This window comes from Pseudomonas putida (genome assembly GCF_028682635.1).
Classification (GTDB): Bacteria; Pseudomonadota; Gammaproteobacteria; order Pseudomonadales; family Pseudomonadaceae; genus Aquipseudomonas; species Aquipseudomonas putida_AE.
The window spans coordinates 233,603-253,821 of the sequence record NZ_JANHLK010000005.1 but is presented as its reverse complement, the minus strand read 5'-3'; the positions used below and the strand labels follow the sequence as shown (position 1 = coordinate 253,821).

The 20,219-nt window shown below is 61.2% G+C and carries 14 protein-coding genes; 5 read left to right on the top strand and 9 right to left on the bottom strand.

Translation table 11 applies throughout. The features are described 5' to 3' along the window. Window positions 1-2: 2 nt before the first annotated feature. On the bottom strand, window positions 3-3,899 hold the full coding sequence (purL, locus tag NPS56_RS08770) for a phosphoribosylformylglycinamidine synthase (protein WP_274074304.1): 3,897 nt from the start codon (window positions 3,897-3,899) through the stop codon (window positions 3-5). A gap of 285 nt (window positions 3,900-4,184) precedes the next feature. Here purL and mltF point away from each other — a divergent pair, with 285 nt between their 5' ends. After that, window positions 4,185-5,645: a membrane-bound lytic murein transglycosylase MltF gene (gene mltF, locus NPS56_RS08765; protein ID WP_274074303.1), complete on the top strand. Its 1,461-nt coding sequence runs from the start codon at window positions 4,185-4,187 to the stop codon at window positions 5,643-5,645. A 126-nt stretch (window positions 5,646-5,771) separates the two neighbouring features. Here mltF and pdxJ read toward each other — a convergent pair whose 3' ends face one another. From pdxJ to lptF, 8 genes are all read right to left on the bottom strand, one after another. Continuing rightward, window positions 5,772-6,515 (bottom strand): pyridoxine 5'-phosphate synthase, encoded by a 744-nt coding sequence (gene pdxJ, locus NPS56_RS08760; protein ID WP_274074302.1) that lies wholly within the window; start codon window positions 6,513-6,515, stop codon window positions 5,772-5,774. A gap of 49 nt (window positions 6,516-6,564) precedes the next feature. After that, window positions 6,565-7,248, bottom strand: a complete 684-nt coding sequence (gene recO, locus NPS56_RS08755; RefSeq protein ID WP_408598671.1) for a DNA repair protein RecO — start codon at window positions 7,246-7,248, stop codon at window positions 6,565-6,567. A gap of 172 nt (window positions 7,249-7,420) precedes the next feature. Continuing rightward, window positions 7,421-8,323 (bottom strand): GTPase Era, encoded by a 903-nt coding sequence (gene era / locus NPS56_RS08750; protein ID WP_020799458.1) that lies wholly within the window; start codon window positions 8,321-8,323, stop codon window positions 7,421-7,423. Then, the gene (rnc, locus tag NPS56_RS08745; RefSeq protein ID WP_018927089.1) at window positions 8,316-9,005 is read right to left on the bottom strand and encodes a ribonuclease III; all 690 of its coding nucleotides are present in this window, start codon (window positions 9,003-9,005) and stop codon (window positions 8,316-8,318) included. The genes era and rnc overlap by 8 nt, the downstream gene beginning before the upstream one ends. Before the next feature lie 184 nt (window positions 9,006-9,189). Continuing rightward, entirely contained in the window at window positions 9,190-10,044 is an 855-nt protein-coding gene (gene lepB, locus NPS56_RS08740) for a signal peptidase I (RefSeq protein WP_180205237.1), read from the bottom strand. Window positions 10,045-10,049: 5 nt separating this feature from the next. After that, window positions 10,050-11,849: a translation elongation factor 4 gene (gene lepA / locus NPS56_RS08735; RefSeq protein ID WP_046818874.1), complete on the bottom strand. Its 1,800-nt coding sequence runs from the start codon at window positions 11,847-11,849 to the stop codon at window positions 10,050-10,052. Between the two features lie 171 nt (window positions 11,850-12,020). Then, window positions 12,021-13,082, bottom strand: a complete 1,062-nt coding sequence (gene lptG / locus NPS56_RS08730) for an LPS export ABC transporter permease LptG (RefSeq protein ID WP_274074301.1) — start codon at window positions 13,080-13,082, stop codon at window positions 12,021-12,023. Continuing rightward, complete coding sequence (gene lptF, locus NPS56_RS08725) at window positions 13,075-14,193, bottom strand: LPS export ABC transporter permease LptF (protein ID WP_274074300.1); 1,119 nt, start codon at window positions 14,191-14,193, stop codon at window positions 13,075-13,077. Before lptF ends, lptG begins: the two co-directional genes overlap by 8 nt. A gap of 415 nt (window positions 14,194-14,608) precedes the next feature. On the opposite strand from lptF, the gene NPS56_RS08720 reads away from it, so the two are divergent. The 4 genes from NPS56_RS08720 to NPS56_RS08705 all read left to right on the top strand — a co-directional run bounded on the left by NPS56_RS08720 (window position 14,609) and on the right by NPS56_RS08705 (window position 20,057). After that, complete coding sequence (locus NPS56_RS08720; RefSeq protein ID WP_274074299.1) at window positions 14,609-16,099, top strand: leucyl aminopeptidase; 1,491 nt, start codon at window positions 14,609-14,611, stop codon at window positions 16,097-16,099. Between the two features lie 59 nt (window positions 16,100-16,158). Beyond that, window positions 16,159-16,587 (top strand): DNA polymerase III subunit chi, encoded by a 429-nt coding sequence (locus tag NPS56_RS08715; RefSeq protein ID WP_274074298.1) that lies wholly within the window; start codon window positions 16,159-16,161, stop codon window positions 16,585-16,587. An 8-nt stretch (window positions 16,588-16,595) separates the two neighbouring features. Beyond that, window positions 16,596-16,985 carry a DNA polymerase III subunit chi gene (locus NPS56_RS08710; protein WP_274074297.1) on the top strand — a complete coding sequence of 130 codons (390 nt, stop codon included), beginning with the start codon at window positions 16,596-16,598 and terminating at the stop codon, window positions 16,983-16,985. A 225-nt stretch (window positions 16,986-17,210) separates the two neighbouring features. Then, window positions 17,211-20,057: a valine--tRNA ligase gene (locus NPS56_RS08705; protein WP_274074296.1), complete on the top strand. Its 2,847-nt coding sequence runs from the start codon at window positions 17,211-17,213 to the stop codon at window positions 20,055-20,057. The last annotated feature ends 162 nt before the right edge of the window (window positions 20,058-20,219 follow it).

Here is a 20,219-nt window from a genome sequence, read left to right as displayed (position 1 = left end):
TATCAGTTAACCCAGACGCGAGCATTACGGAACATACGCATCCAAGGCGCGTCTTCGTTCCAGTCTTCCGAACGCCACGAGTTCTGCACGGCACGGAACACACGCTCCGGGTGCGGCATCATGATGGTCACGCGACCGTCGCGGCTGGTCAAACCGGTGATCCCGCGCGGCGAGCCGTTCGGGTTGGCCGGGTAGCTTTCGGTGACCTTGCCGTGGTTGTCGACGAAACGCATCGCCACGCAACCGGACAGATCGGCTTCCAGCAACGCTTCTTCGCTGGCGAATTCGGCATGGCCTTCACCGTGGGCGATGGCGATCGGCATGCGCGAACCGGCCATGCCCTGCAGGAAGATCGAGTTCGACTCCTGGATCTGCACCATGGCTACACGGGCTTCGAACTGCTCGGAACGGTTACGCACGAAGTGCGGCCAGAACTCGCTGCCCGGGATCAGCTCGTGCAGGTTGGACATCATCTGGCAACCGTTGCACACGCCGAGGGTGAAGCTGTCGTTACGCTCGAAGAAGCCCTGGAACGCATCACGGGCACGGCTGTTGAACAACGCCGACTTGGCCCAACCTTCACCGGCACCCAGTACGTCGCCGTAGGAGAAACCGCCGCACGCCACCATGCCCTTGAACTCGTTCAGGTCGACACGGCCGGCGAGGATGTCGCTCATGTGCACGTCGATCGCGTTGAAACCGGCGCGGTCGAACGCGGCCGCCATTTCCACCTGACCGTTGACGCCCTGCTCACGCAGCACGGCAACCTGTGGGCGGATGCCTTTCTTGATGTAAGGCGCGGCGATGTCCTGGTTGACGTCGTAGCTCAGCTTGACGCTCAGGCCCGGGTTGTCTTCTTCCAGCAGGACGTCGAACTCTTGATCGGCGCAGTCGGCGTTGTCGCGCAGACGCTGGATCTGGTAGCTGGTCTCGGCCCACTGGCGTTGCAGCAGACGACGCTGGCCTTCGAACACGGTGTCACCGTTGAAGGTGATGTTGATCTGGCCATTGTTGATCGGCTGACCGATCACCGACACGCACTCGCCCAGGCCGGCAGCGCTGAACTGCGCGAGGATGTCCGCGGTAGCGTCCTGGCGAACCTGGATCACGGCGCCCAGTTCTTCGTTGAACAGGATCGCGGCGATGTCGGCGGACGTTTCCGCCAGGCCATCGAGGTTCAGGCTCAGGCCGCAGTGACCGGCGAACGCCATCTCGACCACGCTGGTCAACAGACCACCGTCGGAACGGTCGTGGTAGGCCAGCAGGTGACCGTCGGCGTTGAGGCCCTGGATCACCGCGAAGAAGGCCTTCAGGTCTTCGGCGTCGTCGACGTCCGGCGCCTGCTTGCCGAGCTTGCCGTGAACCTGCGCGAGGATCGAGGCGCCCATGCGGTTCTGGCCACGGCCCAGGTCGATCAGGATCAGGTCGGTGGTGCCCTTGTCCATGCGCAGTTGCGGGGTCAGGGTCTGACGGATGTCAGTCACTGGCGCGAAACCGGTCACGATCAGGGACATTGGCGAAGTCACGGACTTGTCCACGCCTTCATCGCTCCAGCGCGTGGCCATGGACATCGAGTCCTTGCCCACCGGAATGGTGATGCCCAGCTCAGGGCACAGTTCCATGCCGACCGCTTTCACGGTGTCGTAGAGACGTGCGTCTTCGCCCGGGTGACCGGCGGCGGACATCCAGTTCGCCGACAGCTTGATGTCGGAGATCTTGCCGATGCGCGAAGCCGCGATGTTGGTCAGGGTTTCGCCGATGGCCATGCGGCCCGACGCCGGAGCGTCCAGCAGTGCCAGCGGAGTGCGCTCGCCCATCGCCATGGCTTCACCGGTGTAGACGTCGAAGCTGGTGGCGGTGACGGCAACGTCGGCCACTGGAACCTGCCACGGGCCGACCATCTGGTCGCGGGCCACGAGGCCGGTGATGGTGCGGTCGCCGATGGTGATCAGGAAGCTCTTGCTGGCCACAGCCGGGTGATGCAGGACGCGCTCGACGCACTCGCCGATGTCCAGGGTCGACGGATCGAAATCGTCGCCCAGCTCGTTTTCACGTACCACCGAACGGTGCATGCGCGGGGCTTTGCCCAGCAGCACTTCGAGCGGCATGTCCACCGGGCTGTTGCCGAAGTGGCTATCCGTAACAGTAAGCTGCGGCTCGGCAGTGGCTTCGCCGACGACGGCAAACGGGCAACGCTCACGTTCGCAGATTGCCTTGAAGCGCTCGAAGTCGGCCGGGCCGACTGCCAGCACGTAGCGTTCCTGGGATTCGTTGGACCAGATTTCGTGCGGGGCCATGCCCGGCTCGTCGTTTGGAATGTTGCGCAGTTCGAAACGGCCACCGCGGTCGCCGTCGTTGACCAGCTCCGGGAAGGCGTTGGACAGACCGCCCGCACCCACGTCGTGGATGAAACTGATCGGGTTCTTGTCACCCAGCTGCCAGCAACGGTCGATGACTTCCTGGCAACGGCGCTCCATTTCAGGGTTTTCACGCTGTACGGAAGCGAAGTCCAGGTCCGCCGAGCTGGTGCCGGTGGCCATGGAGGAAGCCGCGCCGCCACCCAGGCCAATCAGCATCGCCGGGCCGCCGAGCACGATCAGCTTGGAGCCGACCAGGATCTCGCCTTTCTTGACGTGTTCTTCACGGATGTTGCCCATGCCGCCAGCCAGCATGATCGGCTTGTGGTAACCGCGCACTTCATCGCCGTGCGGGGTGCTGATCGACTGTTCGAAAGTACGGAAGTAACCGGTCAGCGCCGGACGACCGAATTCGTTGTTGAACGCAGCGCCGCCCAGCGGGCCTTCGATCATGATGTCCAGCGCGGTCACGATGCGCTCGGGCTTGCCGTACGGCACTTCCCACGGCTGTTCGAAACCCGGGATCTGCAGGTTGGACACGGTGAAGCCGGTCAGGCCGGCCTTCGGCTTGGCGCCACGACCGGTCGCGCCTTCGTCGCGGATCTCGCCACCGGAACCGGTGGATGCGCCCGGGAACGGGGCAATCGCGGTCGGGTGGTTGTGGGTCTCGACTTTCATCAGGATGTGCACCGGTTCCTGCACCGCGCCGTACTGGCGGGTTTCAGGGTCCGGGAAGAAACGCCCGGCCACGGAGCCGACGATCACCGAAGCGTTGTCCTTGTATGCCGACAGAACGCCTTCGCTGTGCATCACGTAGGTGTTCTTGATCATGCCGAACAGGCTTTTTTCCTGGCTCTCGCCGTCGATGTCCCAACTGGCGTTGAAGATCTTGTGACGGCAGTGCTCGGAGTTGGCCTGGGCAAACATCATCAGTTCGATGTCATGCGGGTTGCGCTTCAAACCGACGAAAGCGTTGACCAGGTAGTCGATCTCGTCTTCGGCCAGGGCCAGGCCCAGCTCGGTGTTGGCTTTTTCCAGCGCGGCGCGGCCGCCACCCAACACGTCGATCGCGGTCAGGGGCTTGGGTTCGGCGTGGCTGAACAGGCCGGCGGCCTGTTCCAGGTTGCCCAGGACGATCTGGGTCATGCGGTCGTGCAGTGCATCGGCAATCAGCTGGGCGTCAGCATCGCTGAACTGGCCGGCGACGTAGAAGGCAATGCCGCGCTCCAGGCGCTGGATCTTGCCCAGGCCGCAGTTGCGAGCGATGTCGCTGGCCTTGCTCGACCATGGCGAGATGGTGCCGAAACGCGGCAACACCAGGAACAGACGACCGGTCGGTTCCTGGACCGGAACACTTGGACCGTACTTCAGAAGGCGCGCCAGCACCTGCTGTTCGTCGCCGGTCAGGACGCCGGTAACTTCGGCGAAGTGAGCGAATTCAGCATACAGGCCGCTGACAGCCGGAACCTTCTGGCTCAGTTGCTCAAGGAGCTTGCTGTGGCGAAAGGCAGAAAGGGCAGGAGCGCCGCGCAGGATCAACATCTTCGGGACAGCCTCGGGAAGGGGTGTGCTTTGAGGCCGTGCATTCTAGCCTAAACAGCCCGCGACAGCACCCGAAACGCTACGCACGGTTGCACTCGGGTGTCGATCTGTGTTTCTGCCCCGAGAGTCAGGATAACCGGGCGTGTGGCGACAGCTTATTTTTACTGTATCAAAATGCACAAAAGGTCCATTCCTGCGGGCTTTCGGCCGGTTTTTCGATCGCTAGCAGATAGGCCCTTCGCTGTCGAGATATGGCGCCCGTGGTCCTTTGCGTATACTGCGCAGATGTTTTCCCCAACGGCTTTGCGTCCGCGGTACGCCAAATGGCTGATCGCAACCGGACTCTTCCTGATGCTCAGTGGCTGTGTTGATAAACCCAACACACTGGAGCGCGTAAAGGAGGATGGTGTGCTGCGGGTGGTTACCCGGAACAGCCCCGCCACCTACTTTCAGGATCGCAACGGTGAAACCGGCTTCGAATACGAGCTGGTGAAGCGCTTCGCCGACGATCTGGGGGTCGAGCTCAAGATCGAGACGGCCGACAACCTCGACGACCTGTTCGACCAGGTGGGCAAGCCCAATGGCCCGGTACTGGCGGCCGCTGGCCTGGTCAGCAGTGAAGCGCGCAAGAAGCAGGTGCGGTTTTCCCACTCCTACCTGGAAGTCACGCCACAGATCATCTACCGCAACGGCAAGTCGCGCCCTACCGACGCCAAGGATCTGGTCGGCAAGAAGATCATGGTGCTCAAGGGCAGCACCCACGCCGAGCAGCTCGCACAGCTGAAACAGAAATTTCCCGGCATCGAATACGAAGAATCCGACGCGGTCGAGGTCGTGGATCTCCTGCGCATGGTCGACGAAGGCCAGATCGATCTGACACTGGTCGACTCCAATGAAGTGGCGATGAACCAGGTGTACTTCACCAACATCCGGGTCGCCTTCGACCTGGGGGATGCCAGCAACCAGAGCTGGGCCGTGGCCCCGGGCGACGACAACAGCCTGCTCAACGAGATCAACGAGTACCTCGACAAGGTCAAGAAGAACGGCACCCTGCAACGCCTCAAGGACCGTTACTACGGGCATGTCGATGTGCTCGGCTACATGGGCGCCACCACGTTTGCCCAGCACTTGCAGCAACGCCTGCCCAAGTACGAACAGCACTTCAAGGCGTACGCCAAGAAAGAGAAAGTCGATTGGCGCCTGCTGGCGGCGATCGGGTATCAGGAGTCGCTGTGGCAACCGACCGTGACCTCCAAGACCGGCGTGCGCGGCCTGATGATGCTGACCCAGAACACCGCGCAGGCCATGGGCGTGTCCAACCGCCTCGATCCGAAGCAGAGCATCATGGGCGGCGCCAAGTACCTGGCCTACATGAAAGAACAGTTGGACGATTCGATCCAGGAACCGGATCGCACCTGGTTTGCCCTGGCCGCCTACAACGTCGGCAGCGGTCACCTCGACGACGCCCGCAAGCTGGCCGCCAAGGAAGGATTGAATCCGGACAAATGGCTGGACGTGAAAAAGATCCTGCCGCGCCTGTCCGAGAAGAAGTGGTACAGCAAGACCCGTTACGGCTACGCCCGTGGCGGCGAACCGGTGCATTTCGTGGCGAACATCCGTCGCTACTACGACATCCTGACCTGGGTCACGCAGCCGCAGCTTGAAGGTGATCAGGTCGCCGAGGGTAACTTGCATGTGCCCGGCATCGACAAGTCCAAGCCGACCCAGGAACCTGCCCCCCTCTAACATCCACCACCAAACAACTGTGGGAGCCAGCCTGCTGGCGATAGCGGTTCATCATTCAACATCTTTGTTGACTGACTCGCCGCTATCGCCAGCAGGCTGGCTCCCACATTGGTTTTGTGTTGTTGCTCAGGCCTTGGCAGCCGCCAGAATCAGCGCCTTCATCTCCGACACCGCCGATTTGAACCCCACAAACAACGCATGGGCCACCAGCGCATGGCCGATGTTCAATTCGTTGATGCCCTTGATCGCCGCCACCGCCTCGACGTTGTGATAATGCAGGCCGTGGCCGGCATTGACGATCAGGCCTTGAGTCAGGCCGAACGCTACGCCATCGGCGACGCGCTTGAGTTCTTCAGCCACTTCGGTCGGCGTCTCGGCGTCGGCATAACGCCCGGTGTGCAGTTCGATGGCTGGCGCACCGACGCGACGCGAGGCGTCGATCTGCCGTTCGTCGGCATCGATGAACAGCGACACTTCCGAACCGATCTTCGACAGGCGCTCCACCGCGGCCTTGATCCGCGCTTCCTGCCCCGCCACATCCAGCCCGCCTTCGGTCGTCAGTTCCTGTCGGGTTTCCGGCACCAGGCAAATATGCGCCGGGCGAATACGCTCGGCGAACTGCATCATTTCCTCGGTGACGCCCATTTCGAAGTTCATGCGGGTTTGCAGCACGTCCTTGAGCAGCAGCACGTCGCGCTCCTGGATGTGCCGGCGGTCTTCACGCAGGTGCACGGTGATGCCGTCAGCGCCCGCCTCTTCCGCATCCAGTGCCGCCTTGACCGGGTCCGGGTAGCGAGTGCCCCGGGCCTGACGCAGGGTGGCAACGTGGTCGATGTTTACGCCAAGAAGAATGCGGGTGCTGGTGGTCACGGAAGCGCTCCAGAATCAGAAAAAGTTCGGTGCACAGCATACGGGGAGACTACGGCTTGCGAAACAGCTCGCGACTGACCAGAGGCCGGCCACCCAGGTGAACGGCCAGTGCCTGGCGCATCAAACGCTTGGCCGCCGACAACGCACCCGGTGCGCTCCAGTCAGCTTCAGCCATGGCCAGCAGCTCCGTGCCATTGAACAGCCCGGGCTGCAGCAGATAGACCCGCTCCAGGCCCGCATCCACCTGCAAACGATAGAGGCCGTCTGGCGCAACGGGTTGGTCGTGGATATCGGTTATCAATGAAAAGCCGTAGCCCAGGTCATCCAGCAAACGCCATTCGAACGAACGCAGCAACGGCTCCAGCGCTCGACCTTCGGCCAGGGCGAGCAAAGTCGCCGCGTAGTGATCGAACACCGCAGGGAAAGGGTCTTCGGCGGGTAGCAGGCGAATCAACAGCTCATTGAGATAAAGCCCGCTGAACAGCGCCTCGCCGTTGAGCCAGGTGGCGATGCCGGCACTCTCCATGCGCCCGACGTTCTTCAGCTCGCCCCGCCCGCGAAACTCGACCTCCAACGGCACGAACGGGCGCGCCAACGTCCCGGCCTTGCCCCGCGCACTGCGCAATACCGCCCGCAGCCGACCTTGCGGCGTGAGGAAGTCCACCAGGGCGCTGCTTTCGCGGTAGGCGCGGGAGTGGAGGACGTAGGCGGGTTGGGGGATGGGTTGGGACATGGAGATCAGAGCTCTCAATGAATAAACGCAGTTTTACAAGCAACCCAAAACCAATGTGGGAGCGGGCTTGCTCGCGAAAGCGGTGTAACAGTCAACATCAATGCTGAATGTTACATCCTCTTCGCGAGCAAGCCCGCTCCCACAGGGTTTTGCTGTGTATCTGAAGCCCCAGTTACAGGTCGCCGTAACCCAGCGAACGCAAGGCGCGCTCGTCATCGGACCAGCCACCCTTCACCTTCACCCACAGGTTGAGCATGATCTTGGAGTCGAACAACAGCTCCATATCCTTGCGCGCTTCGGTGCCGATGCGCTTGATGCGCTCGCCCTTGTCGCCAATGATGATCTTCTTCTGGCCATCACGCTCGACGAGGATCAGGGCATGGATGTGCAGGGTCTTGCCCTGCTGCTTGAACTCTTCGATTTCAACGGTGATCTGGTACGGCAGCTCGGCGCCCAGCTGGCGCATGATTTTCTCGCGTACCAGCTCGGCGGCGAGGAAACGGCTGCTGCGGTCGGTGATCTGGTCTTCCGGGAAGAAGTGATCGTTTTCCGGCAGATGATCAGCGATGACCTTTTCCAGCGCGTCGAGGTTGTGCCCGTGCTGCGCGGAAATCGGGATGATCTGCGCGTTCGGCAGCTGCTCCTGCAACCAGCTCAGGTGCGGCATCAGCTCGGCCTTGTCTTCGATGCGATCAGTCTTGTTCAGTGCCACGATCAGCGGGCCGGTCACGTACTGGACGCGCTCGAGGACCATCTGGTCTTCGTCGGTCCACTTGGTGCGATCGACCACGAAGATCACCACGTCGACGTCTTTCAACGCCGCCGAAGCGGTCTTGTTCATGTAGCGGTTCAAGGCCTTCTCGCCACCCTTGTGCATACCAGGGGTGTCGACGTAGATCGCCTGCACATCGCCCTCGGTCTTGATGCCGAGCATGTTGTGACGGGTGGTTTGCGGCTTGCGCGAGGTGATCGCCAGCTTCTGGCCGAGGATGTGGTTGAGCAACGTGGACTTGCCCACGTTCGGACGGCCGACGATGGCAACATAGCCACAGCGTGTTGCGTTTGTATCAGTCATTGCCATTCTCCACACCCAGGGCAATCAGTGCTGCGGCGGCCGCTACCTGTTCGGCAATACGACGGCTCACACCCTGACCTCGGCTTTTTTCATTCAATAGGATGATTTCACATTCGACGAAGAACGTCCGGCAATGCGGTTCACCCTGGATATCCACCACTTCGTAACGCGGCAGCTCGCAACCACGGGACTGCAGGAATTCCTGCAGGCGGGTCTTTGGATCTTTGTTGGTGTCGACCAGCGTCAGGCCTTCGAACTCTCCGGCCAGCCAGGCCAGCACGCGCTCGCGTGCCACTTCCATGCCAGCGTCCAGGTAGATCGCACCAATCAGCGCTTCCAGGGCATCGGCCAGGATCGACTCGCGACGGAAACCGCCGCTTTTCAATTCACCGGAGCCCAGGCGCAGGTATTCGCCCAGGTCGAAACCACGGGCCAGTACGGCCAGGGTCTCACCTTTGACCAGGCGTGCGCGCAAACGCGACAGCTGGCCTTCGCGGGCCAGCGGGAAGCGATCGAACAAGGCCTCGCCGGCGACGAAGTTGAGGATGGCATCACCGAGGAATTCCAGGCGCTCGTTGTTACGCCCGGCAAAACTGCGGTGAGTCAGGGCCAGGACCATCAGTTCCTGATCCTTGAAGGTGTAGCCGAGCTGACGCTCGAGACGGCTTAAGGAGACGCTCACGGTTTACCCACGCTGAGTTCGTGGTTGGATTCCACCGCCATCGCCGTGAGTCGGCGCAGGCTTGGGACAATTAACGCTGTGTTCAAAAATAACGTCCTGAATATCGTTGTTTTCATGCAACTGTCGCCGATTGTACCGACTCCAGAAATGCATTCGGCGCTGTGTTCAACAGCGCCGTGTTTGATTACTGGATCAGGCCAACCCGCGAGAAATTCGGCAGGTGACTGAGTTTGGGTTCCGGCCAGCTCATCCAGACTGCGAAGGCCTTGCCGACGATATTCTTGTCGGGAACCATGCCCAGCAGATCCTTGGGAATGGCTGGATCATCCCAGTAGCGACTGTCGTTGGAGTTGTCGCGGTTGTCGCCCATCATGAAGTAGTGCCCGGCTGGCACGGTCCAGGTACGGTCCGGCGTTGCGCGGTAGCGGCTCATTTCCTTGCGGATCAGGTGCTCGGCGACACCGAGTTTTTCCTTGTAGAGCTCGGCGCTGCCCAGCGTGCCCGGCTCGGAGCCGACCAGCTTTTCGGCAATCGACTCGCCGTTGACGAACAGACGCTTGTCCGCGGTGTACCGCACCGTGTCGCCCGGCAGCCCCACAACACGCTTGATGTAGTTGACGTTCGGATCGCTCGGGTAGCGGAACACCATCACATCGCCACGCTGTGGCTCACCGACTTCGATGACTTTCTTGTCGATCACCGGCAAGCGGATCCCGTAGGAAAACTTGCTCACCAGGATGAAGTCGCCGACGTCCAGGGTCGGTTTCATCGAGCCGGACGGGATCTGGAACGGTTCCACCAGGAACGAACGCAGCACCAGCACGATGAACAACACCGGGAAGAACGACTTGCCGTATTCAACCAGCAGCGGTTCCTTGCTCAGCTTCTCGACCACCACCCCGTCAGGCTGGCTGACGCTGCCCTGATAGGAAGCGATGGCGGCACGCCGACGCGGTGCCAGGATCAACAGATCGAGCAACGCCAACAGGCCGCAGACGAACACGGCGATGACCAGCAACAGCGGGAAATTTAGTGACATAGGACCTAACTATCCAACCTGAGCACGGCAAGGAAGGCTTCTTGTGGAATTTCCACGTTGCCGACCTGCTTCATGCGTTTCTTACCGGCCTTTTGCTTTTCCAGCAGCTTTTTCTTACGGCTGACGTCACCGCCGTAGCATTTGGCCAATACGTTCTTTCTGAGCGCCTTGACGGTTGTACGCGCCACAATCTGCCCGCCAATGGCGGCCTGGATTGCCACGTCGAACATCTGCCGCGGAATCAGTTCTTTCATCTTCTCGGTCAACTGGCGACCTTTGTAGTGCGCATTGTCACGGTGCACGATCAGCGCCAGGGCGTCGACCTTGTCGCCGTTGATCAGCACGTCCAGTTTCACCAGACTAGCCGATTGGTAACGATCGAAATGGTAATCCAGCGAAGCATAGCCGCGACTGGTGGATTTCAGGCGATCGAAGAAGTCCAGCACCACTTCGTTCATCGGCAAGTCGTAGGTCACCTGGACCTGGGAGCCGAGGAACAGCATGTCGACCTGCACGCCACGTTTTTCAATACACAGGGTAATGACGTTACCCAGGTGCTCTTGCGGCACAAGGATATTGGCGCGCACGATCGGCTCGCGCATGTCTTCGATCGAAGACAGATCCGGCAATTTAGACGGGTTATCGACGTAGATCGTCTCACCGGTCTTGAGCAGCAGCTCGAAGATTACCGTCGGCGCCGTGGTGATCAGGTCCAGGTCGTACTCGCGCTCCAGGCGCTCCTGGATGATTTCCATGTGCAGCATGCCGAGGAACCCGCAACGGAAGCCGAAGCCCAGGGCGTCGGAGCTTTCCGGGGTGTACTGCAGCGACGAGTCGTTCAGGGTGAGCTTTTGCAGGGCTTCACGGAAGTCTTCGAAGTCGTCGGAGCTGACCGGGAACAGACCGGCATAGACCTGCGGCTGAATGCGCTTGAAACCTGGCAGCACATCGACGTCCGGTGTCGAGCTCAAGGTCAGGGTGTCACCCACCGGTGCACCGTGAATGTCCTTGATACCGGCAATGATGAAGCCCACTTCACCGGCCTTCAGGTCGACGGTAGCGGTGTGTTTCGGGTTGAACACGCCCACGCTGTCCACCAGGTGGATCTTGCCGGTGGACTTGACCAGGATCTTGTCGCCCTTCTTCACGCGACCGTGGCGCACGCGCACCAGGGACACGACGCCCAGGTAGTTGTCGAACCAGGAGTCGATGATCAACGCCTGCAGCGGATCTTCGATGTTGCCGGTTGGCGCAGGAATGGTGGTGACCAGGCGCTCCAGCACTTCATCGACGCCCAGGCCGGTCTTGGCACTGCAAGTGACCGCGTCGGTGGCATCGATGCCGATGATTTTTTCGATTTCTTCTTTGACGCGGTCCGGATCGGCCTGTGGCAGGTCGATCTTGTTCAGCACCGGCATCACTTCCAGGCCCTGTTCGATCGCCGTGTAGCAGTTGGCAACCGACTGTGCCTCGACGCCCTGACCGGCATCGACCACCAGCAGCGCGCCTTCACAGGCGGCCAGCGAACGGCTCACCTCATAGGTGAAGTCAACGTGGCCGGGGGTATCGATGAAGTTCAGCTGGTAGGTGACGCCATCGCGAGCCTTGTAATACAGCGTAACGCTGTGCGCCTTGATGGTGATCCCGCGCTCACGCTCAAGATCCATGGAATCCAGTACCTGGGCTTCCATTTCACGCTCGGCCAGGCCGCCGCACATCTGGATGAAGCGATCGGCCAGCGTCGACTTGCCATGGTCAATGTGGGCGATGATGGAGAAATTGCGGATATGACTCAAATCACTCACGGATCAACACTCAAAAAGGCTGCAGGCATAGCCCGCCGAAAAATAGCCGGGAATTGTACCTGATCCACGGCGCAAGCGTCACGTTTGCAGGCCAGACGGCCCGTACAAAAACGCCCCGGTCTGGTGACAGGGGCGTTTTTCATCATCGGCGCAGCGCGGAACAGGCCGCCATCAACCGGCGCGACGCAACAACCAGAGCCCGGCCAGGGCACAGACACTGGCGGGCACGAGCACCGCGAACAGTGGCGAAAAACCGAACACCAGGCTCGAAGGCCCGAGCAAATCCTGGGCAATACGGAAGGTGAAGCCCACCAGTACGCCAGTGAACACCCGCTGACCAAGGGTCACAGAGCGCAGCGGACCGAAGATGAAGGAGATCGCCATCAGCACCAGGGCCGCGGTGACCAGGGGCTGCAACACCTTGACCCAAAATGCCAGCCAGTATCGGCCGTTGTTCAGCCCCTGGTCCGCCAGATAGTGGATATAGCCCCAAAGCCCCGAGATCGACAGCGATTCCGGCGCCATCACCACCGTACTCAACAGTTGCGGGCTCAACGCCACTTCCCAGCGCTCGACCGGAGAGGTGACCACTTCGGTGCTCTTCTCGTGGAATACCGTGGTGGTGACATCGGACAACTGCCAGTGATCCTTGTCGAACTCCGCGCGCTTGGCGAAGCTCGCCGACAACATGTGGCGTTCCTTGTCGAAGTGATAGCGGGTCACGCCATACAGCAGGCCATTGGGTTGCACGGAGTTGACGTGGATGAACTCGTCACCCTGGCGATGCCACAGGCCGTGCTTGGCACTTTGCGCGTCGCCACTGCCCTGGGCCAGCGAGCGGTTGGCCTGGGCGGTGCTTTCGGTCGCCGGCGCCACGTATTCGCCGATCAGCACCCCCACCACCATCAGCACCAGCATCGGCTTCATGACCGCCCAGACGATGCGCCCGATGGACACACCGGCCGCACGCATGATGGTCAGCTCGCTGTTGCTGGCCAGGCTGCCGAGACCGATCAGGCAACCGATCAGGGCTGCCATCGGCAGCATGTCGTAGAGCCGGCGTGGCGCCGTCAGCAACACGTAGCTCAGGACATCGAGCAGGGTGTAGGTATCGCTGGCGTCGCCCATCTCGTCGATGAACGCGAACAGCGTGGCCAGGCCGAGAATGATCCCCAGTACCGCCAGGATCGCCACGAATACGCTGCTACCGATGTAGCGATCGAGCTTAACCACGGGCCACCTCCCGCGCGCTGCGACGACTCGCCCGCTTCAATTGCAAGGGTTCCCAGTAGAGCAGGCCCAGGCCGATGACCAGGAATATCCCGTGCACCCACCACAAGCCCAGCGCCGGCGGGATCTTGCCCTTTTCGAGGGCGCCGCGCGCGGCAATCAGGATGGTCAGGTAAGCCATATAAAGAAGGATCGCCGGCAACAGCTTGAGGAAACGGCCCTGGCGCGGATTGACTCGCGACAACGGCACCGCCATCAAGGTAACGATGAACACCAGCAACGGCAGGGACAGGCGCCATTGCAGCTCGGTGCGGGAACGGATGTCGTCGCTGCCCAGCAAGGAGCCCGTGGTCATGGCGTCACGGTCGGTCACTTCGTCGCTGACGTCCGGCTTGGGCAGCAGCACGCCGTATTCGTCGTACTTGATCGCCCGGTAATCAGCCTGCCCCGGGTTACCGTCATAGCGGTAGCCGTTGTCGAGGATCAGGTAGCGGTTGCCGTCGGGGCGGATTTCCTGCCGGCCTTTTTCAGCCACCAGTACGGAGATCCCGCGATCCTTCTTGTCGGAACTGATGTTCTTTTGCGAAATGAAGACCCCCGCCAGGTTGATGCGGTCGTCTGTCAACTGCTCGGTATAGGTCACCCGCGTACCGTCGCGCAGGGCCTGGAAGCGGCCTGGCTCGAGGGTGTCGAACTCGGTCAGGGCATCCTGCTTGTTCAGCAGCAACTGGAACTGATTGGCACCCTGGGGCGCCAGGCTCAGGCTCAACCAGGCAACGACCAGGGCAACCAGGGTCGCCGGGAACAGGGTCATGCGAAACAGGCGTTGCTGGCTCATGCCCGTGGCCGACAGCACGGTCATCTCGCTTTCAAGGTACAGGCGGCCATAGGCCAGCAGGATCCCGAGAAACAGGCCCAGCGGCAGGATCAGCTGCAGGAACCCTGGCAGGCGAAAGCCCATGATGAGGAACAGCGAGCCCGGATCCAGTTGACCCGAAGCGGCCTGCGCGAGGTACTTGATGAAGCGTCCACTCATGATGATGACCAGCAACACCGCACTGACGGCGCTCAAGGTCAACAGGACTTCGCGGGATAGATAACGGAAGACAATCAAACCAGACACTCCAGGGTTGTCAGGCTAAGGCGGCCAAACAAGCAAACACATCAGACAGCCCGCATTGCAGAACTGCTGAAAAAAGATGGCGCATTATCCTGTGATTGGGTGCGCCTGTCACTGCGCAATGCGCGGGCAGGTATGTAGGAGCGAGCTCGCTCGCGATGGTCGTCAACGATAACGCGTGAAGCCTGACACCCCGTGGCGCTCTCAGGTTTTTCGCGAGCAAGCTCGCTCCTACAGTGGCCGACGAAACCGTGAAGATCGTACAACACAGGGTTGTCAGGCCCCGCCGGCGAGGTTCAAACTGCCGCCTTCGTCGCCGGTCGATCCTGGCGCCTCTCTCTTTATAAGCAAGCGCTGCCCGCACCTTGTCCAGCGCTTGCGTATCGACCATCAATTCAGGGACCCGGACATGGAACTGGTTGTAAAAAGCGTCAACCCGCAAACGTTGAAAACCGCCACGCTGGTGGTCGCCGTCGGCGAAGGCCGCAAGCTCGGCGCTGTTGCCAAACAGCTCGACGAACTCAGCGCCGGCGCCATCAGTGCCGTGCTCAAGCGCGGCGACCTGGCCGGCAAGGTTGGCCAGAGCCTGTTGCTGCACAGCCTGCCGAACCTGAAAGCCGAACGCGTATTGCTGGTCGGCGTGGGCAAGGATGAAGAACTGGGCGACCGCCCGTTCCGCAAGATCATTGCCGGCATCCTCTACACCCTCAAGGGCCTGGGTGGCAGCGATGCCGTGCTGGCACTGGATGAAATCGTGGTCAAGGGCCGTGACAGCTATGGCAAGACCCGCCTGCTGGCCGAAACCCTGGTGGACGGCGAATACCAGTTCGACCAGTTCAAGAGCCAGAAAGCCGAGCCACGCGCCCTGAAAAAAGTCACCCTGGTGACCATCAAGGCCGCCGAGGCTGAAGTGCAACGCGCCGTGAACCACGCCACCGCGATCGCCAACGGCATGGCTTTCACCCGCAACCTGGGCAACCTGCCGCCGAACATCTGCCACCCGACTTTCCTCGGCGAGCAGGCCAAGAGCCTGGGCAAAGAGTTCAAGGACCTGAAAGTCGAAGTCCTCGACGAGAAGAAGATCAAGGCCCTGGGCATGGGCTCGTTCTACGCGGTCGGCCAGGGCAGCGCCCAGCCTCCGCGCCTGATCGTCATGCAATACAACGGCGGCAAGAAGTCCGAGAAGCCTTACGCCCTGGTCGGCAAGGGCATCACCTTCGACACCGGCGGCATCAGCCTCAAGCCGGGTGCCGGCATGGATGAAATGAAGTACGACATGGGCGGCGCCGCCAGCGTGTTCGGCACCCTGCGTGCCGTGCTCGAACTGAAGCTGCCGATCAACCTGGTGTGCATCCTGGCTTGCGCCGAGAACATGCCGAGCGGCAACGCTTCGCGTCCGGGCGACATCGTCACCACCATGAGCGGCCAGACCGTGGAAATCCTCAACACCGACGCCGAAGGCCGCCTGGTGCTGTGCGACGCCCTGACCTACTCCGAGCGCTTCAAGCCGCAAGCGGTGATCGATATCGCCACCCTGACCGGTGCCTGCGTGGTTGCACTGGGTTCCCACACCTCGGGCCTTTTGGGCAACAACGACGAACTGATCGGCCAACTGCTGAGCGCCGGCAAGGCTGCCGACGACCGCGCCTGGCAACTGCCGCTGTTCGATGAGTACCAGGAACAGCTGGACAGCCCGTTCGCCGACATCGCCAACATCGGTGGCCCGAAAGCCGGCACCATCACGGCGGCCTGCTTCCTGTCGCGCTTCACCAAGAACCTGAACTGGGCGCACCTGGACATCGCCGGCACAGCCTGGACCAGCGGCGGCAAGGACAAGGGCGCCACTGGTCGTCCGGTTCCGTTGCTGACCCAGTACCTGCTGGACCGCGCCAAAGCCTGAAACCAATGATCCCGGGTGGCGTTGCCTGCCAGTGACGCCACCCCGGCTCAGGAACCGCAATGACCAAAGTCGACTTTTATATCCTGCCCAGCGCCGATCCTTCGGCACGCCTGGACTTTGCCTGCAAGCTCACCGAGAAAGCCTGGCGCATGGGCCACCGCATCTACCTGCATTGCAGCGATGCGACCCAGCGCGATGATCTCGATGCGCGGCTGTGGGCGTTCAAGGGCGAAAGCTTCGTGCCCCACGGCCCTGCCGACAGCGAACCAGACGGCTTGATTGTCCTGGGATTGGGCGAAGACTGCGGTCAGCATCAGGATTTGCTGGTCAATCTCGACCTGAAAGTCCCGGCCTTCGCCAGCAAGTTCGCCAGAGTGGCGGAAGTGGTGGTGGAGGATCCGACGATCAAGGCTGCTGCGCGGGAGAGTTTCCGTTTCTACCGCGAACAGGGCTATCCTCTGCAAGATCACCGTTTACAGCGACTCTGAGCATTCCGATGGACACTCCAAAACCGCTGCAACAATCCGCGCACCTGCTGGACGACCTCGAGTCGATCCGCCAACTGCTCGGCGATGACAACCTGCAACCACCGCTGCTGACCGATACGGTCGAAGAAGGTGACCAGGAACAGATTCCGATGCTGTTCGACACCGTCAGCGAGCCTGCGCCGGTCGTCGAACCACCCGCCCCCAAACCCGCCGCTGATCCGGCACCGACGGCCAGTAAAAGCGCCGACGCCCTGCTGTATCTCGACAGCGAATTGCGCGCCGCCGCGCAATTGATCATGCAAGACGTGATCGACGACTTCGCGCCGCACATCGAAACCGAAATCAAACGCCGCCTCAGCGCGCGAATGGAACGGCTCCTCAGTCAGTACAACGACTGAGCCATACACAGATCCCCTTGTGGGAGCGGGCTTGCTCGCGAAGGCGTCGTGTCAGTCAGCATCAATATTGAATGTACGACCGCATTCGCGAGCAAGCCCGCTCCCACATTTGATCTTGTCGCGCCTTTGATAAGGCGCCCTGTCCGCACTCGCTCGCCCTGCGCCCCATGCCCCGCTATACTTGCCGGCTTTTCCTGAACAAATGCCAATAGGGTCCCGCCGCGCATGGATAAGACCTACCAGCCGCACGCCATTGAAACTTCCTGGTACAACACCTGGGAGTCAGAGAATTACTTCGCCCCGCAAGGCGCGGGCGAGTCCTACACCATCATGATCCCGCCGCCGAACGTCACCGGCAGCCTGCACATGGGTCACGGCTTCAACAACGCGATCATGGACGCCCTGATCCGTTTCCGCCGCATGCAGGGTCGCAACACCCTGTGGCAACCGGGCACCGACCACGCCGGTATCGCCACGCAAATGCTGGTGGAGCGTCAACTCGAAGCCCAGGGCCAGAATCGCCACGACCTGGGCCGCGAGAAATTCCTCGAGAAAGTCTGGGAATGGAAGGATCAGTCCGGCGGCAACATCAGCCGTCAGATCCGTCGCCTCGGCTCTTCCGTGGACTGGAGCCGCGAGCGCTTCACCATGGACGACGGCCTCTCTGAAGCCGTTAAAGAAGCGTTCGTGCGCCTGCACGAAGACGGCCTGATCTACCGCGGCAAGCGCCTGGTCAACTGGGACACCAAGCTGCACACGGCGATTTCCGACCTTGAAGTGGAAAACCACGACGAGAAAGGTTTCCTGTGGAACCTGAAATACCCGCTGGCCGACGGCGCCAAGACCGCTGAAGGCAACGATTTCCTGATCGTCGCGACGACTCGTCCGGAAACCATGCTCGGCGACTCCGCCGTCGCGGTTAACCCGAACGATGAACGCTACAAAGCCCTGATCGGCAAATTCGTCGAGCTGCCGCTGGTCGGCCGCCGCATCCCGATCATCGCCGACGATTACTGCGACCCTGAATTCGGCACCGGTTGCGTGAAAATCACCCCGGCCCACGATTTCAACGACTACGAAGTCGGCAAGCGCCACAACCTGCCGCTGCTGAACATCTTCGACAAGAACGCCCACGTGCTGCCAGCCGTGCAGGCATTCAACCTCGATGGCACCCTGAACGAAACGATCGACGGCAAGATCCCGGCGGAATATGCCGGCCTGGACCGCTTCGAAGCGCGCAAGCAGATCGTTGCAGCCTTCGAAGCCGCAGGCCTGCTGGTCAGCGTCGACGATCACGCCCTGAAAGTGCCGAAAGGCGACCGCTCCGGTACCATCATCGAGCCGTGGCTGACCGACCAGTGGTATGTGTCCACCAAGCCGCTGGCCGAACCTGCGATCGCCGCTGTTGAAGACGGCCGCATCCAGTTCGTGCCGAAACAATACGAAAACATGTACTTCTCGTGGATGCGCGACATCCAGGACTGGTGCATCAGCCGCCAACTGTGGTGGGGCCACCGGATTCCGGCCTGGTATGACGAGTCGGGCAAAGTCTACGTCGGTCGCGACGAAGCCGAAGTGCGCGCCAAGCACAACCTCGGCCCGGACATCGCGCTGCAACAGGACAACGACGTACTCGACACCTGGTTCAGCTCGGGCCTGTGGACCTTCTCCACCCTCGGCTGGCCGGAACAGACCGAGTTCCTGAAGAAATTCCACTCCACCGACGTGTTGGTCACCGGCTTCGACATCATTTTCTTCTGGGTTGCCCGGATGATCATGCTCACCATGCACTTGGTGAAGAACGAAGACGGCACACCTCAGGTACCGTTCAAGACCGTGTACGTGCACGGCCTGGTGCGCGATGGCCAGGGCCAGAAGATGTCCAAGTCCAAGGGCAACGTCCTTGACCCGCTGGACATCATCGACGGTATCGAGCTGGAAGAGCTGGTGCAGAAACGCACCTCCGGCATGATGCAGCCGAAACTGGCGAAGAAGATCGAGAAGCAGACCCGCGAAGAGTTCGCCGAAGGCATCGCCAGCTATGGCACCGACGCCCTGCGCTTCACCTTCTGTTCGCTGGCATCCACCGGTCGCGACATCAAGTTCGACATGGGCCGCGTCGAAGGCTATCGCAACTTCTGCAACAAGATCTGGAACGCCGCGCGCTACGTACTGGACAAAGGCGAAGACTGCGGTCAGAACGGCGAAGCCTACGAGCTCTCGCTGGCCGATCGCTGGATCATTTCGCAGCTGCAACGCACCGAAGCTGAAGTGACCCGTCAGCTCGACCAGTTCCGTTTCGACCTGGCCGCGCAAGCCTTGTACGAGTTCATCTGGAACCAGTATTGCGACTGGTACCTGGAACTGTCCAAGCCTGTGCTGTGGGACGAAAACGCACCGGTCGAACGCCAGCGCGGCACCCGTCGCACCCTGGTTCGCGTGCTCGAAGTGGCCCTGCGCCTGGCGCATCCGTTCATGCCGTTCATCACCGAAGAAATCTGGCAGCGCCTCGCGCCGCTGGCCGGTATCGAAGGCAAGACGATCATGCTGCAACCTTGGCCAGTGGCCAATGAAGCACGCATCGACCAGGCCGCCGAAGACGACATCGAATGGCTCAAGGGCCTGATGCTCGGCACCCGTAACATCCGTGGCGAAATGAACATTGGTCCGGGCAAGCCGCTGCCGCTGTTCCTGAAGAATGTCAGCGCCGAAGATCAGCGTCGCCTGACCGAAAACGAAGCGCTGCTGAAGAAGCTGGCGCGTCTGGAATCGATTACCGTGCTGGCGGCTGGCGAAGAAGCCCCCCTGTCCGCCACCGCACTGGTTGGCGAGATGGAAGTGCTGGTACCGATGGCCGGCCTGATCGACAAGGGTGCCGAGCTTGCGCGCCTGGACAAGGAAATCCAGCGCCTGCAAGGCGAAGTGCAGCGCGTCGGCGGCAAGCTGTCCAACGCCGGTTTCGTTGACAAGGCGCCCGCTGAAGTCATCGAGAAAGAACGCGCCAAACTGGCCGAAGCCGAACAGGCTCTGGGCAAGCTGGCGGAGCAACATGCGCGGATTGCCAGTCTGTAACGGCAGATCGCAATAAAAAAGGGAGGCCCTGGTGGCCTCCCTTTTTTTCTTGAACACCAAAACTCCCCTGTAGGAGCTGCCGCAGGCTGCGATCTTTTGATCTTGCTTTTAAAAACAAAATCAAAAGATCGCAGCCTGCGGCAGCTCCTACAGGGGGCACAC